The sequence below is a fragment of the Flavobacterium kayseriense genome, assembly GCF_014305095.1.
Taxonomy (GTDB): Bacteria; Bacteroidota; Bacteroidia; order Flavobacteriales; family Flavobacteriaceae; genus Flavobacterium; species Flavobacterium kayseriense.
The window spans coordinates 177,162-192,675 of sequence record NZ_JACRUI010000001.1; the positions used below are offsets into that span (position 1 = coordinate 177,162).

Consider the following 15,514-nt stretch of genomic DNA (forward strand, 5'->3'; position numbering starts at 1 on the left):
ACTCGTATACATTTGCTGACAACAAAACCATACATCATGAAAACCACTTTCGCCCTTCTTCTATTTTTAAGCATGAATTTGCTTTTTGCACAGGATACTAAACTAACTGGAACAATTGTAGCAAAAAACAATAAGGAAAAAATTGCATTTGCAACTGTTACTATTTTTGATGCTACTACCAAGTCGTTTGTTAAATCTACGGCAACCGATGAAAAAGGATACTATGAAATACAAGTCGCTACGGTAGCTTTCTATGTTCAAATTGAAATATTAGGGTACAAAACCTTCCAATCAAAAACGTTTACAAATACCAAAACCGACTTAAATCTCAATTTTGAGTTAGAAGAAGATGCTCTTGCACTAAACGAGGTAGTTGTAATGCAAAGAAAAAGCCTCATCAAATTAAGCCGAGACAAGATGATCGTAGACATTGACAAGGCAGGATTTGGAAATGGAAATGATGGACTTGAAACCTTAAGTAAACTGCCTGGCGTGCAATTAGACAAAGACGAAAATGTCGTTTTTAGAGGCAGCAACAATCTTCAAATAATGATTGATGGCAAACCTTCGCTGCTTACTGGTGAAGAGCTCAAACAATATTTAAAAACACTAGACGGCGCCAATATTAAAGCCGTAGAGATAATCGCTAACCCATCGGCTAAATATGATGCAGCAGGAAGCGCTGGTATTTTTAATCTTGTACTCAAAAAGTCAGCGGCAACGGGTTTAACTGGTAATTTGAGATCATCTGTCGGTTATGCTGAATTTATCAAAAACTACAACGGCTTGAACCTCTACAATAATACAGAAAAATGGAATCTGAAATTTGGCCTTAATTATGGCTACAACGAGAGTGTAAATCGCCGTACAATCGATCAAACTGTCGTTACACCAGATATAACTACTTTGCTTAAGCAAAAAAATGACTGGTTACCAGTTACTAATAGTTACTCTGGGAATTTTGGAGCCTCGCACCAATTAAATAAAAACAGTACTGTGGGCGCTTCGACAAATTACAGTATTTACAAAAGTGATGAAAAAACAAATGGTCGTACCGAAGAATTTGATGATAACGTTTACAAGAGATTTACACTATTAGATACACAAGACGATATTGCAAACACAACCCTAACAGGTACTGTGTTTTATAATTTTGCATCGGATAGTTTAGATACAAAAATCGACGCGCAATTAAGCTACGCTAATTATCAAAACGATAACGACCGTCTTACGACTAATGCTTATTTTAATGCCAACACAAACAAGATGTACAGAGATATAGAAGCTGTCAAATACCAAAATCCAACGAACTTTAATATAATCAGTGCAAAATTAGATTATGAAAAAAAGGTAACGAACACCTTTAACTTCGAGACAGGAGCAAAATTGAGCTATGTGAACAATGATTACACGATTAATTTACAAGATCGAGACGCTCAAGGAAATTACATTTTGAACACCAATAGAAGCAATCATTTGGTTTACAAAGAATCTATTTTATCTGGTTACGGAATCACAAATTTTACTAAAGGCAAATTTGATATTCAAGCAGGCTTACGCGCTGAATATATCAATTATAACGCTACATCCTTGACATCAAACAGTACGAACAAGGACAATTATTTATCGCTTTTCCCATCATTCAGCATTAATACAAACCTAGAAAATAATCAATTTAAATTTTCGTACAGCCGTCGCATTCAACGTCCACGCTATTTGTACTTAAATCCGTACTACGAATACATCGATACCTATAATGTTTCGGTAGGGAATCCAGAGCTAACTCCGCAATTTACAGATGCATTTGAGCTGGTATGGATTAAAAAACAAAAAACCTCACTTTCGCTATTTGCTAATTTCTCAAAAGACGAAATGTATCAAATTATTAATTATGACAAGGATACTAAAATCACAACCTTGTATTATGACAATATTGGTAAATCAAAAAGCATCGGTCTCTCCTTTAATTCTAGCTACTCATTAAAAAAATGGTGGGAAGTACAGCTTAATACTGAAGTAGCATACGGTCAAGCCATATCGGATTTAGAAGGTTACAAATTCAACAACAGTGGTGTGTCGTACTCTGGCGCTTTAAATCAATCTTTTACTTTGGCGAAGGATTGGAGTGCTACTTGGAACAGTTTTTATAGTCAAAATGGCGATTACGGGAATACAACCTTCAAACCATCTTACGATATGTCATTTAGCATGAGAAAAGATTTTTTTGACAAAAAAATAAGAATGAATCTTAGCGCACAAAACGTTTTAAGAAAAAGCCAATGGATACAAAGTACGCAACAAGATAATGTCACTACAAATTGGGTCAACCGTTGGGAAACTAGAAAAATAACACTGTCACTAACTTATAATTTCGGTACAGCTAAAAAGAAGGAGGTAAAAGAGGCTGATTTGAATGAGGAACAAAATAGATTGTAAGTAGCGGTTTCCTGCTGTAATGGTAACCGCTGTTGCAATTAAAAAAAGCAAAATATGATATACATAACAACAGATTTTCGCACTATAAATTGACAAAAATCTGTGAATCTGTGGTCTAAAAATAAGTATCTTTGCACAAATTTTACAATTCATGTTAACGACAAACGATTTTATTCCTGCACCTTATTCTCATACTTTAGATAAAGGTCAATTTCAGTGGAGCGCACCAAGTAATATCGCACTAGTAAAATACTGGGGTAAGAAGGAGAACCAAATTCCAGCCAATCCATCTGTGAGTTTTACTTTGAACAATTGTAAAACTATCACAAAATTGGCTTTCGCCAAAAAAGACAATTCGACTTTGCTCAATACTGATTCAGACTCTTTCTCGTTTGATTTGTTATTTGAAGGAAAACCAAAAGAAGATTTCAAACCAAAAATTCAGAAATTCTTAGAGCGAATTGAAGTTTTCCTTCCGTTTTTAAAAGAGTATCATTTTACGATTGATACCGAGAATACTTTTCCACATAGCTCAGGGATTGCTTCATCAGCGTCAGGAATGGCTGCGTTAGCAATGAACTTAATGAATTTAGAAAAAGCGCTTAACCCAGCAATGACAGATGACTATTTTTACCAAAAAGCCTCATTACTAGCACGATTAGGATCAGGAAGCGCTTGCCGCAGTGTAAAAGGGCAAGTGGTAGTTTGGGGAAATCAAGCAAATATTGAAGGAAGCTCAGATTTATATGGAGTTGAATTTCCGAACGAAATACACGCTAATTTTACAAATTATCAAGATACGATTCTATTAGTTGATAAAGGCGAAAAACAAGTTTCAAGTACCGTAGGCCATGATTTAATGCACAACCATCCTTATGCTGAAAGGCGTTTTGCACAGGCACATGAAAATTTAGATACGCTGATCTCAATATTTAAAAGTGGTGACTTAGACTCTTTTATAAAAGTTGTAGAAAGCGAAGCATTGACATTGCACGCCATGATGATGACTTCGATGCCATATTTTATTTTAATGAAACCAAATACATTAGAGATTATTAATGCGATTTGGAAGTTCCGAAATGAAACTAAAATTCCTGTTTGTTTCACACTAGATGCAGGTGCCAATGTGCACGTTTTGTACCCCGAAAACGTTAGCGAGAAAGTTTTGCAATTTATTAAGAACGAATTAGTTGGCTATTGTCAAAATGGACAGTACATTTGTGACAAAATTGGAAATGGAGCGATGATGCATTAATTGAATTATTTGTTTATCTTTATCCAATAAAGAATCGACAGTATGGATATTCAATCAGAAAAGTTAGAAATCATCAAAATGCTGATTGCAACCGATGATAGCCATATTATTGAGGAAGTAAAAAATGTTCTTATAGCACATAGAAAAGCAGTTTGGGATGAATTATCACCAGAGCAGCAAGAAATAATTGATCTACAAATTCTTGAAGAGAACCGTGGAGACCAACTAGAAGTATAAAAAACAGAATAATTACCAACCCCAAATTGATAATTTACCACAATATGAAAGGACCTTTATTTTATTCAAAAATATTACTCTTTGGAGAATACGGAATTATTCGCGACTCAAAAGGATTATCTATTCCTTATAATTTCTACAACGGTGCCTTAAAAAGAGACGAAAATCCTTCGGCTGAGGCAATCGCTTCTAATGCAAGTTTGAATCGCTTTGCCAATTATCTTGACACTTTACAAACGGAACAACCTTTACTAGTATCATTTGCTATAGATGAACTTAAAAATGATGTTGCAACAGGAATGTTTTTCGACTCAAGTATCCCACAAGGATATGGTGTAGGAAGTAGTGGCGCATTAGTTGCGGCCATTTATGACAAATACGCACAAAATAAAATCACTGTTCTAGAAAACTTGACGAGAGAAAAATTACTAGAATTAAAAAATATTTTTTCACAAATGGAAAGCTTTTTTCATGGAAAAAGCTCTGGCTTAGACCCTTTAAATAGTTACTTAAGCATTCCTATCTTGATTAACTCTAAAGACAACATTGAAGCTACAGGAATTCCTAATCAAAGCTTTGACGGAAAAGGCGCTGTCTTTTTATTAGATTCAGGAATCGTAGGAGAAACGGCTCCTATGGTTAATATTTTTATGGAAAACCTAAAAGACAAAGGTTTCCGTACGATGTTGAAAAATCAATTTGTAAAATACACTGACCTTTGCGTAGAGAACTTTCTTGGTGGAGATATGAAGTCTTTATTCCTTAATACTAAAAAATTATCTAAAGTAGTTTTAAGTAACTTTAAACCAATGATTCCAGAACAATTTCATGCTATTTGGCAAAACGGAATTGACACGAATGATTACTACTTGAAACTTTGTGGATCCGGTGGTGGAGGTTATATTTTAGGTTTTACCGAAGACCTAGAGCGCGCTAAATTATCCTTGAAAGACTATAAGCTTGAAGTTGTATATCAGTTTTAGAAATTAACCGAGCTGTTAAAGAAAATAGCTCCACCTTTATTATAATCCCATAATGTTTAGCAGAAAGCAGAAACTTTTATTGATGAAAATTATCAGTTTGTTCTCTGTTGCTAGAGGGTATAACATTCCGGTTATTATACTAGCACAGTATTTATCTGCAATATTTATATTATCGCCAGAAAAAGGAACATTAGCTAACTTATTAGATTTAAATCTTTTTTTGTTAGTATTAGCCTCGTCGATTACTATCGCATCAGGATATATCATAAACAATTTTTACGACAGCCAAAAAGACCTCATAAACAGACCCAACAAGTCCATGTTGGATCGATTGGTAAGTCAAAAAACAAAGTTGTCCGTCTATTTTACTTTAAACTTCATTGTAGCTTTTATCGCTTTAATAGTTTCATGGAGAGCTTTATTTTTCTTTTCGTCCTATATTTTTCTCATTTGGTTTTACTCTCACAAAATAAAGAAATACCCACTCATAGGCAATCTAACAGCTGCTGTTCTGGCAGTAATTCCTTTTTTTGCCATTCTTTTACACTACTATTTTAATTTAAGTTTTGAAGAAATCGAAAGCTACAAAAGTAATTTAGCTGTGATATTTGCGCACGCATCATTTTTATTCTTACTATTACTAATAAGGGAAATGATTAAAGATCTAGAGAACATTAAGGGAGATCTAGCCAATAACTACAAAACCATCCCTATAATTTATGGAGAGACAACATCTAAAAAAGCAATTAGCTTACTCACTTTTCTAACCATTATTCCGGTTTACATATTGGTAGACATTTACGACGTTGGGGCCATGGAAATTTACTTTTATGCTTGCCTAATTATCCTATTATTTTTTCTCCTGTACTTATGGAAATCAGAACGCAAGGGGCAATATTTATTGCTTCATAATGTACTGAAATTTCTAATTGTAGCTGGAGTATTTTGCATTGTACTAATTAATCCAACAGTACTATTGAATAGCAAAAAATTACTGCACTTACTCTAAAAGCTATTCTTAAAAACAATATTGTTCTTAGCGTTTATATAGCCCTCATTACTTCACATAACGATTAATTTAATTTGAGTACAGCGAACATTGATTGAACTACATCCTTTTGCTTTTTTCTTTGAAAAGCAAAAGATCGAGTATAAATCAGGAATAAGCTCTTCACAACCAACCTTGTTTTTTATAATTAAGCTAATTATGAAGTATTTAGCATTTTAATTAGGAGTTATTGATTGCCAATTATTTAAATACTATCTTTGCACAAATTATAGAATATTATGAATAATAAGGAAGGCAATAATAAAAGAGGTGGTTCTAGGCCAACTAGTTCTAGACCTAGCTCTAACAAGCCAAAACCTGCGATGCAAAAAAGGGCACAAGGGCCTAAAAAAGCAAAAATTACTACTAAGGTTGCTGAAGTTGTAACAGATAAGGTAGAGAAAAAACCGAATCAAGCGCCTAAAAGACCTAAGGTAAAAGACGAAATTAGATTAAACAAATACATCTCTAACTCAGGTGCTTGCTCTCGTCGTGATGCCGATATATACATTACCTCAGGTACTGTAAAAGTAAATGGAGTTGCCGTTACGGAGATGGGATATATGGTAAAACCAGGTGATGTCGTTAATTTTGATGGTGCAACATTAACTCCTGAAAAAAAGGTTTACATTTTATTGAACAAGCCAAAGAACTTTACGACTGCCATGGACGAAGGACAGGAATTTCGTAATGTTTTAGAGTTAGTAAAAGGTTCAACTACAGCTAAAATTGGTGCCATAGGTAGAATGGATAAAAATACTACTGGGTTATTATTGTTTACCAATGATACTGACATGATTCGTAAATTTACTTTACCAACCAATAAATCATCTAAAATATACCAAGTTTCATTAGATAAAAACCTGAAATTTGAAGACTTAGAAAAAATCAATAAAGGACTTGTCCTTGATGGACATCGTGTTTACGTAGAAGATGTGAGTTATATTGAAGGAGAAGCTAAAAGCGAAATAGGTTTAAAATTAAGATCAGCTAATGTAAAAGTGGTTCGCTCTATATTTGAACACTTTAGTTATGATGTTTTACGTATCGACCGTGTTTCATTTGCTGGCTTAACCAAGAAAAACCTTCCTAGAGGAAATTGGAGATTACTTACAGACCAAGAAATAATCAATTTAAAAAACGTTTAATACGCAATCAAACAAAAACTTAAATCCTATTCTTAACTGAATAGGATTTTTTTTTGCTTTCCAAACTTCTCTACCAAGACAAAATACGCATAAAATAAATTAGCAAAAGCCGCCTCAAAAACTATCGTTCTAAACTATCCATCACAGAAATTAGTTTTTCATATTTTTATCATAGCTTTACGTAAACTTAATTTAAGTAAATCATGAAAAAAACTTCGGTTATTGCAACTGCAATTCTCTTCTCTATTCTAATGGTTAATTGCAAATCAGAAAACAAAAAAATAGATTTCGGTAGTATTACTAATCAATATTTTGATGACAAAAATGCTTTAGACCCACTAAGCGCAACTCAAAACGGACAAAATCAGTACAACGATCAGTTACAGTTTGAGATGAGTGATAGTTTTAGACAAGCACAATTTGCTTTTTTTGACAAATACGATAAAACCCTAGACACTATCGATATCAAAAACCTATCTGATGAGGAGAAAAACAGTTACGAAATCATCAAATGGGAAGTGGCTGTTGGAAAAGAGTTACTCAACGAGCCAACTAATTTAATACCTGTTCATCAATTTTGGGGAACACACCTGACTATGGGACAATTTGCTGGAGGAAGTAGTGCACAACCCTTTAAAACAGAGAAAGACTACAGCAACTTCTTAAAAAGAATGGATTTGTATAGTGTGTGGATTGACTCGGCTATGGTGTACATGAAAAAAGGAATTGCTAAAAAAGCCGTTCTACCTAGATCATTAACCGTTAAAATGATTCCGCAATTTGATGAAATGGCAACGCCAAATATCGAAGACAATTTATTTTATTCGGCAATAAAGATAATGCCTGATTCCTTTTCTGACGAAACTAAAAAAGAGTTAACGATAAAGTATAGCGCTATGATCAACAATAAGTTGATCCCGCAGTACAAAAAAATGGCTACTTTTTTGAAAACAGAATACCTTCCGGCTTCTAGAGCTACAAGCGGAATAGGAAGTTTACCATATGGACAAAAACTATATGCCGCTTATGTAAAACAATGGACTACCACCGCAATGACTCCAGCAGAAATTCATGAGCTAGGTCTCAATGAAGTTGCACGTTTGACTGCCGAAATGGAGAAAGTGAAAAAGCAAGTTGGCTTTGAAGGGACATTATTGGAATTTTTCGAGTATGTGAGAAACAAACCCGAATTAAAACCATTTGCAAAACCAGAAGAAGTAATTGCAAATTTTGAACGAATATATAGTGTCATTAAGCCTAATGTAGATAAATTATTTTCATTACAACCTAAAACTAAGTTTGAAATCAGAAGAACGGAAGCGTTTAGAGAAAAAACAGCAAGTGCTGAGTACAATCAAGGAGCAGCTGACGGATCTAGACCAGGTGTATTTTATGTACCAATTCCCGATGTAAAAGAATACAATATGTACGGTGATGAAGATCTATTTCTACATGAAGCTATTCCTGGTCATCACTTTCAAATATCTTTGCAACAAGAAAACGCTAGCCTTCCTGATTTCAGAAAATACAATTGGTTTGGGGCCTATGGCGAAGGATGGGCTTTGTATACCGAGAGCTTAGGTAAAGAACTAGGATTATACCAAGACCCTTACCAGTATTTTGGGATGTTAGGAAACGAAATGCACAGAGCGGTGCGCTTAGTCGTTGATACTGGATTGCATAGCAAAGGCTGGACAAGAGAGCAAGCTATTAAATACTCTTTAGAAAATGAAGCCGAAAGTGAAGCAAGCATAACCACTGAAATTGAGCGCTACATGGCAATCCCTGGTCAGGCACTATCTTACAAAATAGGACAGCTGAAAATCATGGAGCTGCGCAAGAGAGCACAAGATAAAATGGGAAAACAATTTGATATTAAAAAATTCCACGAAAAAGTGTTAGAATCAGGTGTTATGCCACTTGCTTTACTAGAAAGCAAAATTGATGCTTGGATAGCAGAGAACAAATAAGTGACACAATCAAATAATTAATATACTCAAAGGAAAAAGGACAATAAACAGCTCTTAATTGCATTTGTTAATAACACCAACTAGTCATCTAATTGAAATTATATCAAAATTCGAGCTATTGCACTGTTCTTTATTATTAACTTTTAAAGTTAAACACATTAAATTAATCATTCAAATAATTGATATAAAAAATAAACTATGAATATTTCCAAAAAACTAATACTTGAAGCTTGCCTTCAAAAACAGAACGATTTAATTGACGGTTTTACAACTCGATTAGAAAATATGGAATCTGATGCTATGGACCACGATCATTCACCAAGTCAGTCCGAAGGCCGCACGGCAGGCAAAATGGAATTAATTAATGCCATTGGTAACGAACTTACATTTGCACAACGGGAAATGGAATTTCTAAAAAGTTTGGACTCTTCAAAAGTTTGTGATATAGTAGAACCTGGAGCAGTCGTTGTTACAAACAAAATGACTTTCTATATTTGTGTTTCTATTGAAAATTTTGAAGCTGCAGGAAAAGATTTTTTTGGAATGTCTTACAAAGCACCACTTTATGCAGAAATGCGTGGTCTTAAAAAGGAATCCTCATTCAAATACAACGAAACCGAATACAAGATCTTAGACATCTACTAGTACGATTTAACAGTACTACTTTATCCCTTTAAAACCTCTTAAACTATGTATAAGAGGTTTTGGTCATTTATAATAAAAGATTTAATTGAAGAGATAAATTCAAAAACAACATAGAGTCGAAATCACTGACTAAATACCAAGACCAAACCAAAAATAAAAAAACCCCAACTAGTATAAGTTGGGGTTTCTAATATGCGTAAAATAGAATTACAAGCCAAATCTTCACAATTTTGTATCACGAAGAAAAAAGACAATTAGATAATCAGAAAAACTAATTAAAGATATTTCTGAAACTAAACCTTTAGGTAATGAAGATTTTTAATTGGTAGTTAGATATAACCAATATCTTGAGGATATTACTAAATTAAATAAACGCATAATTAAAGCAGCTACTTTCTACAAATAATATAGACTAACCTTGATTGCATTTACGCTTGTACACTTCCTTATGAGTAGTGATGATTTTAAGTCTTACATAAAGTAAACCACTCTTCATTTTATTCCTTTCATAATACCGCTCCTAATCAAATCAACTATTCCAAAATATTTCTATCCAAACAGATTTCTTTCATCTTTTTTAACGGTTCTTTCTACAAGTAGGTTTTACCACAAGCAGTCTACCTTTTTTTCTCAAGACTATCGATGGTCAAAATAGCTGGCTATCAATTTCATAATATAGCTATTCATCAAAAATCATCACTTTGATGTGGTTAAAACAAAGCAAAAACTCCATTATTGGTTAATGGAGTTTTATTTTGGTTTGCTTAGCATCAAATCAGACACTTTTTTGAACAAAAGAACCTGAGATGTAATAAAAGCAATTGTATTCTATTTCAATTGTTATCTCTCAATTATGCTGTTTCGCCTCTAGAAATGAAATTTAAAATATTGCTAATCTTTATTCACTAACTACAAATGAGGCTTTTAAAGATGCTTTAGAATCCCCTCCTACCCATAAGTTAAAATCACCAGGTTCTACCTCCCATTTTTTATTAAGGGTGTAAAACTGAAGCACATCTGAATTTATTGTAAAGTGAATAGTTTTAGTTTCACCCGCTTTAATCATCACTTTCTCAAAAGCCTTTAACTCTCTCACTGGCCTCGTTATACTACCTATTAAATCTCTAATATACAACTGTACCACTTCTTCACCATCTCTACCTCCAGAATTAAAAACATCAACAGATACTTTTATAGAGCCTTCCTTAGAAATAACCGATTTATCTAATTTTAAATTTTTGTATTCGAAAGTACTATAACTAAGTCCGTAACCAAAAGGATACAATGCACTTTTAGGAGCATCTGTATAACCAGAATAAGTTACATGGCTTGGACTGCTTGGCCTACCCGTATTTTTTTGGTTATAATACAATGGCTCTTGTCCTACGTTATGTGGAAAAGAAACTGGTAATTTACCTGAAGGGTTATAATCCCCAAAAAGAACATCTGCAATTGCATTTCCGGACTGAGAACCCAAGAACCAACATTCTAGAATAGATGGCACATTATTGGCCGCCCAGGAAATATCCATTGGTCTTCCGTTCATTAGAACAATAACAATGTTTTTATTAACTTTATAAACTGCTTCAAGTAGCTCTTGTTGTACACCGAAAAACCCAATATTAGTTTGACTGCGACCTTCACCAGTTTGAAATGCATTTTCCCCAATTGCTAATAGGACGACTTCAGATTTTCTTGCTGCTTCAACAGCGGCTTGAATTCCAGAGGTATTATCAGTATTAAACTTGATCGGAAACAAAAACTGACTTTCTCCAGGTTTCAAGTTAGGAATCGTTAAATCTGCACCTTTTTCATAGTAAATTTTGGTGTTCTTACCAACTGCACTTCTAACACCCTCTAAAAGAGAAACTGCTGAATCGTTTTTACCCAATGCCCTCCAATTTCCCAAAGGTGTATCTTTATCATCTGCAAGAGGCCCAATAACAGCGATACTCTTAATCTCCTTCGAGAGCGGAAGTAACTTACTACTGTTTTTTAACAAAACGATAGATTTTTTTGCTGCATCACGCGCGATTGCTAAATTTTCTTTAGTATAAACCTCGCTCTTTTCTTTTTTCTCATCGCAATACCTATAGGGATCATCAAAAAGACCTAATTTAAACTTTAACCTCAGCACGCGTCTTACAGCATCATCTAACTGCGAAAGCGTTATTTTATTTTCATTTAATAGTGTTTCTAGATTTGCTTCATATGCATAGGATTCCATGTCCATATCGCTACCAGCGCTCAGTGCTATTTGAGCAGCATGCTTTTTATCTTTAGCATAACCATGTGCGATCATTTCACCGATAGACCCCCAATCAGATACTATAAAACCATCCCATCCCCAGTCTCTTTTCAGGATGTCTCTCTGTAACATTTTATTCCCAGTAGAAGGAATACCGTCTATCTCATTAAAGGAATTCATAAATGTTGCTACACCTGCTTCCGCCGCCGCTTTAAAAGGTGGTAAAATAGTATTGTGTAACTCGTATTCGCCAATATTGACAGAATTATAATCTCGTCCAGCTTCAGCAAAACCATATCCGGCAAAGTGTTTAGCGCAAGCAGCAATAGTGTGTGAAAGTGACAAATCATTGCCTTGAAACCCCTCTATACGTGCTACTCCGATCACACTATTTAAATAAGGATCTTCTCCAGCACCTTCCATTATTCTTCCCCAACGAGCATCCCTTGACACATCGATCATTGGAGCAAAAGTCCATTGAATTCCTGAAGCTGCTGCTTCTTTTGCAGCGATTGCTGCTGTCTGCTTTATAATATCTAAATCCCAACTAGCACTTTCTCCTAAAGGAATCGGAAAAATGGTTTTATAACCATGAATCACATCATACCCAAAAATTAGAGGAATTTTAAGCCTGGAGTAATCCATTACTATTTTCTGCGTTTCCCTAATAGAAGCTACTGAAGTAATATTTAACATAGAACCTACTTCCCCATTTTTCAATTTATTTAGTTTGTATTGATCACCTGTAGAGCTTGAGGGGCCTGTAGCATTCCACTTACCACTATACTGCACTAACTGACCAATTTTTTCATTTAGACGCATTAATTGTAAAACAGAATCTACTTTACGTTCTAAATTTTCATCTGATTCAGAAGATGAATACTTTTTTTCATTAATCAATTTGGCATCTTGTAAGCCATATAGCGCTATAGAAATCACCATCACTGGGATCAATATTAATATTGTTTTCTTCATTTAAATAGATTTAATCGTTAATCTGATTATTGTCCTTACGTATTATGTATTCACAAAAATCTAAATACAAAAAAATAAACTTCATCAATGGCATTTTATTCCATCGCTAGCTCAACGTATACAGGAAAGTGGTCTGATGGGTATTTAAGGTTATTAGAATCACTTAAAACCGCATATTTGTTTACAGTAAGCTGTTTTGATTTAGAAATGAAGATATAATCAATTTTTCTAGTTACTGCTTCATTAAATTTAAAACCATTAAAAGTTCCTGATGGACCAAATTTTAGTTTAGCTGCCGTATCTGAATTTATCATGTCCTCAGATATATTTTTTATAAGTACATTATTTGGTTCTACATTGAAATCACCCATTAAGACCACAGGGTAGTTTTGAGTGTTTAACTCCTTAATTTTTTGCTGAATTTGTTTTATTCCATTCACTTGTGCTTGCTCTCCCACATGATCCAAGTGAGTATTAAAAATCCATATTTTTTTTGAAGTTTTTAAATCAGTAAACAAGCCGTAAGTGCAAATTCGTGGATATGCTGCATCCCAACCTTTAGATAATTTTTCAGGTGTTTCAGAGAGCCAAAACGTACTTACTTTCTCTACTTTGAATTTGTTTACATTATAAAAAATAGCCGAATACTCTCCTTGCTCACCACCATCTCTACCTGAACCAATAGCTTTATAATCCCTCAAAAATTCTTTTAAATCTGCCATCTGATTAGGCCTCGCTTCCTGTACACCAAGAACATCCGGACCAAAAAAGAGTACTTGAGAACTTAAAAATTCTTTTCTGTTTTTCCATGCGTTATCACCATCTGAAGCAATATCTAATCGAATATTATAAGTCATAACTTTGACCACTTGACTTTTACAACTAGTAAAAATTAATAAAATAATTAATAAATGTATTGTATACTTTTTCATATATATTGTCTAACTTTTTAATAAAGAGATTATTAATTTACTCATTTTGAAAAACTCGAACATAGTCAATAACCATCTGCTGAGGAAAAATGGAATCATCAATACCTTTTTTCCCTCCCCACATGCCACCAACGGCAACGTTTAATATAAGGTGGAAATTTTTATCAAAAGGCCATTCAGCAGTACTATTATGCTCATTAACAATATGATTATAGACAACATTATCAACTATAAAATCCATTGTATCAGGAGTCCATTCTAGGGCATAAACATGGAATGTATCGTTAGGTTGTTCAACAAAAATGGTCTTGCCCTTTTGTGTCCCCTTCAAATGATTATAGGCTTTAGTATGAATAGTTCCGTGTACCATATTATTATCGTAACCTACCTGCTCCATTATATCAATCTCACCACTTTCGGGCCATCCAATTTGTTTTCTATCATCGCTTAACATCCATATCGCAGGCCACATGCCTCGACCTTTGGGTAATTTAGCACTTACTTCTATGCGACCATATTTCCATGACGCTAAACCTTCTGTTTTTATTCTGGCTGACGTATACTCAGCAGTATCAATTTCGGTCACATACTTTAACCAACTTTTATTTTTAAAGGCATCACTTTTATAGTCTTTGTTTCTAATTTTTTCCTTTATTGCTTCAATAATCAAATAACCGTTTTCAACTCTAACATTTTTTAAATTATCTGTATAATATTGTTTTTCCTGATTAGCTACAAAACCATAATCATAACTCCATTTAGAGCTATCTAGCTTTCCTTTACTATTAAACTCATCACTCCAAATCAATCTATAACCCTGTTTTATAGGACTCTTTTTTATTGTTTCGAATAATAATTCAGGTTCATCAGTAGTAATAAAATTGAATTCATTTGCTACTAACCATTTCAAGTCTGCTTGTTTATTTGCTGTCCAAGCATTTAAAAGTAAATCTAGCTTTTTTGCACTTTGTATCCATTGCGGATTTCTTTTAAAGACACTCAGTTCATAATCTAGGCCTGAAATACCATCATCTTTTAATTGCATTGGTGTTTTAGATCCGTATAAATATTGGATTTTTGCACCAGCATCTAGTTCTTTTACTTTCTTCAGAATACCATAACTAAAACTTACATAAGTTAATATGAATGATTCTGCTTTCAGTTCTTTTACTAAGCTCACCACCTTTTTTGCAAGTATTAAATTACCATCATCTTTTTTAGTAGGCTTAATTTCACAAACTAAACCTGTGGCAGAATTATTTTTCATTCCTGCAAGAAGATATTGCTTTAATGTGGGTAATGTCTCTCCATTTGAGAGTTTATGTTTTGAAAGTTCCGCATAAGTAGTCTCCTCAACAACTAAGTTATTATACTTTTCATCATGAGTTACAACAAGAATATTATCTGAAGTCATTCTAACATCAAATTCAGACCCTATGCATCCCAAAGCAATTGCCTCTTTGAGTGAAGCTATAGAGTTTTGCGGAAGGTTTTTCGCTTTCCAAGCACCTCTATGAGCAATAACAGGATTATTAGCAAATTCTATTTTATTCCTATTTTTACTCGGAGCACATGCTACAAAAAGCGAGAGTACGACTACTACAACCTTAAATTTCAAATCCTTAATTTTAAACATT

11 protein-coding genes are annotated in these 15,514 nt (G+C 33.8%); 8 read left to right on the forward strand and 3 right to left on the reverse strand.

The genetic code is table 11. The features are described from left to right. Nucleotides 1–36 precede the first annotated feature (36 nt). From H8R22_RS00725 to H8R22_RS00760, 8 genes are all read left to right on the forward strand, one after another. A complete protein-coding gene (locus tag H8R22_RS00725; protein ID WP_187009430.1) occupies nucleotides 37–2,436 on the forward strand; it encodes an outer membrane beta-barrel family protein in 2,400 nt (799 codons plus the stop codon). A gap of 151 nt (nucleotides 2,437–2,587) precedes the next feature. Continuing rightward, nucleotides 2,588–3,691, forward strand: coding sequence for a diphosphomevalonate/mevalonate 3,5-bisphosphate decarboxylase family protein (locus H8R22_RS00730; RefSeq protein ID WP_187009429.1), 1,104 nt, complete (start codon nucleotides 2,588–2,590; stop codon nucleotides 3,689–3,691). A gap of 42 nt (nucleotides 3,692–3,733) precedes the next feature. Then, nucleotides 3,734–3,928: a hypothetical protein gene (locus tag H8R22_RS00735; protein WP_187009428.1), complete on the forward strand. Its 195-nt coding sequence runs from the start codon at nucleotides 3,734–3,736 to the stop codon at nucleotides 3,926–3,928. Between the two features lie 44 nt (nucleotides 3,929–3,972). Next, entirely contained in the window at nucleotides 3,973–4,911 is a 939-nt protein-coding gene (locus tag H8R22_RS00740) for a mevalonate kinase family protein (RefSeq protein WP_187009427.1), read from the forward strand. Nucleotides 4,912–4,963: 52 nt separating this feature from the next. Continuing rightward, the gene (locus H8R22_RS00745) at nucleotides 4,964–5,920 is read left to right on the forward strand and encodes a geranylgeranylglycerol-phosphate geranylgeranyltransferase (protein ID WP_187009426.1); all 957 of its coding nucleotides are present in this window, start codon (nucleotides 4,964–4,966) and stop codon (nucleotides 5,918–5,920) included. 278 nt (nucleotides 5,921–6,198) lie between these two features. Then, nucleotides 6,199–7,107, forward strand: coding sequence for a pseudouridine synthase (locus tag H8R22_RS00750; protein ID WP_187009425.1), 909 nt, complete (start codon nucleotides 6,199–6,201; stop codon nucleotides 7,105–7,107). A 203-nt stretch (nucleotides 7,108–7,310) separates the two neighbouring features. Beyond that, nucleotides 7,311–9,077 carry a DUF885 domain-containing protein gene (locus H8R22_RS00755; protein ID WP_187009424.1) on the forward strand — a complete coding sequence of 589 codons (1,767 nt, stop codon included), beginning with the start codon at nucleotides 7,311–7,313 and terminating at the stop codon, nucleotides 9,075–9,077. Between the two features lie 198 nt (nucleotides 9,078–9,275). After that, on the forward strand, nucleotides 9,276–9,722 hold the full coding sequence (locus H8R22_RS00760; RefSeq protein WP_187009423.1) for a hypothetical protein: 447 nt from the start codon (nucleotides 9,276–9,278) through the stop codon (nucleotides 9,720–9,722). 898 nt (nucleotides 9,723–10,620) lie between these two features. Here H8R22_RS00760 and bglX read toward each other — a convergent pair. From bglX to H8R22_RS00775, 3 genes are all read right to left on the reverse strand, one after another. Further along, a complete protein-coding gene (gene bglX, locus H8R22_RS00765; protein WP_187009422.1) occupies nucleotides 10,621–12,945 on the reverse strand; it encodes a beta-glucosidase BglX in 2,325 nt (774 codons plus the stop codon). Nucleotides 12,946–13,040: 95 nt separating this feature from the next. Next, nucleotides 13,041–13,877: an endonuclease/exonuclease/phosphatase family protein gene (locus H8R22_RS00770; RefSeq protein WP_187009421.1), complete on the reverse strand. Its 837-nt coding sequence runs from the start codon at nucleotides 13,875–13,877 to the stop codon at nucleotides 13,041–13,043. A 37-nt stretch (nucleotides 13,878–13,914) separates the two neighbouring features. Next, on the reverse strand, nucleotides 13,915–15,513 hold the full coding sequence (locus tag H8R22_RS00775) for a family 16 glycosylhydrolase (protein ID WP_187009420.1): 1,599 nt from the start codon (nucleotides 15,511–15,513) through the stop codon (nucleotides 13,915–13,917). Between the last annotated feature and the right edge of the window lies 1 nt (nucleotide 15,514).

Excerpts from the sequence above, each read along its gene's own strand:
- H8R22_RS00735 (WP_187009428.1), top strand. The coding sequence starts at position 3,734 with ATGGATATTCAATCAGAAAAGTTAGAAATCATCAAAATGCTGATTGCA.
- bglX (WP_187009422.1), bottom strand. The coding sequence starts at position 12,945 with ATGAAGAAAACAATATTAATATTGATCCCAGTGATGGTGATTTCTATA.
- H8R22_RS00725 (WP_187009430.1), top strand. The coding sequence starts at position 37 with ATGAAAACCACTTTCGCCCTTCTTCTATTTTTAAGCATGAATTTGCTT.
- H8R22_RS00775 (WP_187009420.1), bottom strand. The coding sequence starts at position 15,513 with ATGTTTAAAATTAAGGATTTGAAATTTAAGGTTGTAGTAGTCGTACTC.
- H8R22_RS00740 (WP_187009427.1), top strand. The coding sequence starts at position 3,973 with ATGAAAGGACCTTTATTTTATTCAAAAATATTACTCTTTGGAGAATAC.
- H8R22_RS00745 (WP_187009426.1), top strand. The coding sequence starts at position 4,964 with ATGTTTAGCAGAAAGCAGAAACTTTTATTGATGAAAATTATCAGTTTG.
- H8R22_RS00755 (WP_187009424.1), top strand. The coding sequence starts at position 7,311 with ATGAAAAAAACTTCGGTTATTGCAACTGCAATTCTCTTCTCTATTCTA.
- H8R22_RS00750 (WP_187009425.1), top strand. The coding sequence starts at position 6,199 with ATGAATAATAAGGAAGGCAATAATAAAAGAGGTGGTTCTAGGCCAACT.
- H8R22_RS00730 (WP_187009429.1), top strand. The coding sequence starts at position 2,588 with ATGTTAACGACAAACGATTTTATTCCTGCACCTTATTCTCATACTTTA.
- H8R22_RS00770 (WP_187009421.1), bottom strand. The coding sequence starts at position 13,877 with ATGAAAAAGTATACAATACATTTATTAATTATTTTATTAATTTTTACT.
- H8R22_RS00760 (WP_187009423.1), top strand. The coding sequence starts at position 9,276 with ATGAATATTTCCAAAAAACTAATACTTGAAGCTTGCCTTCAAAAACAG.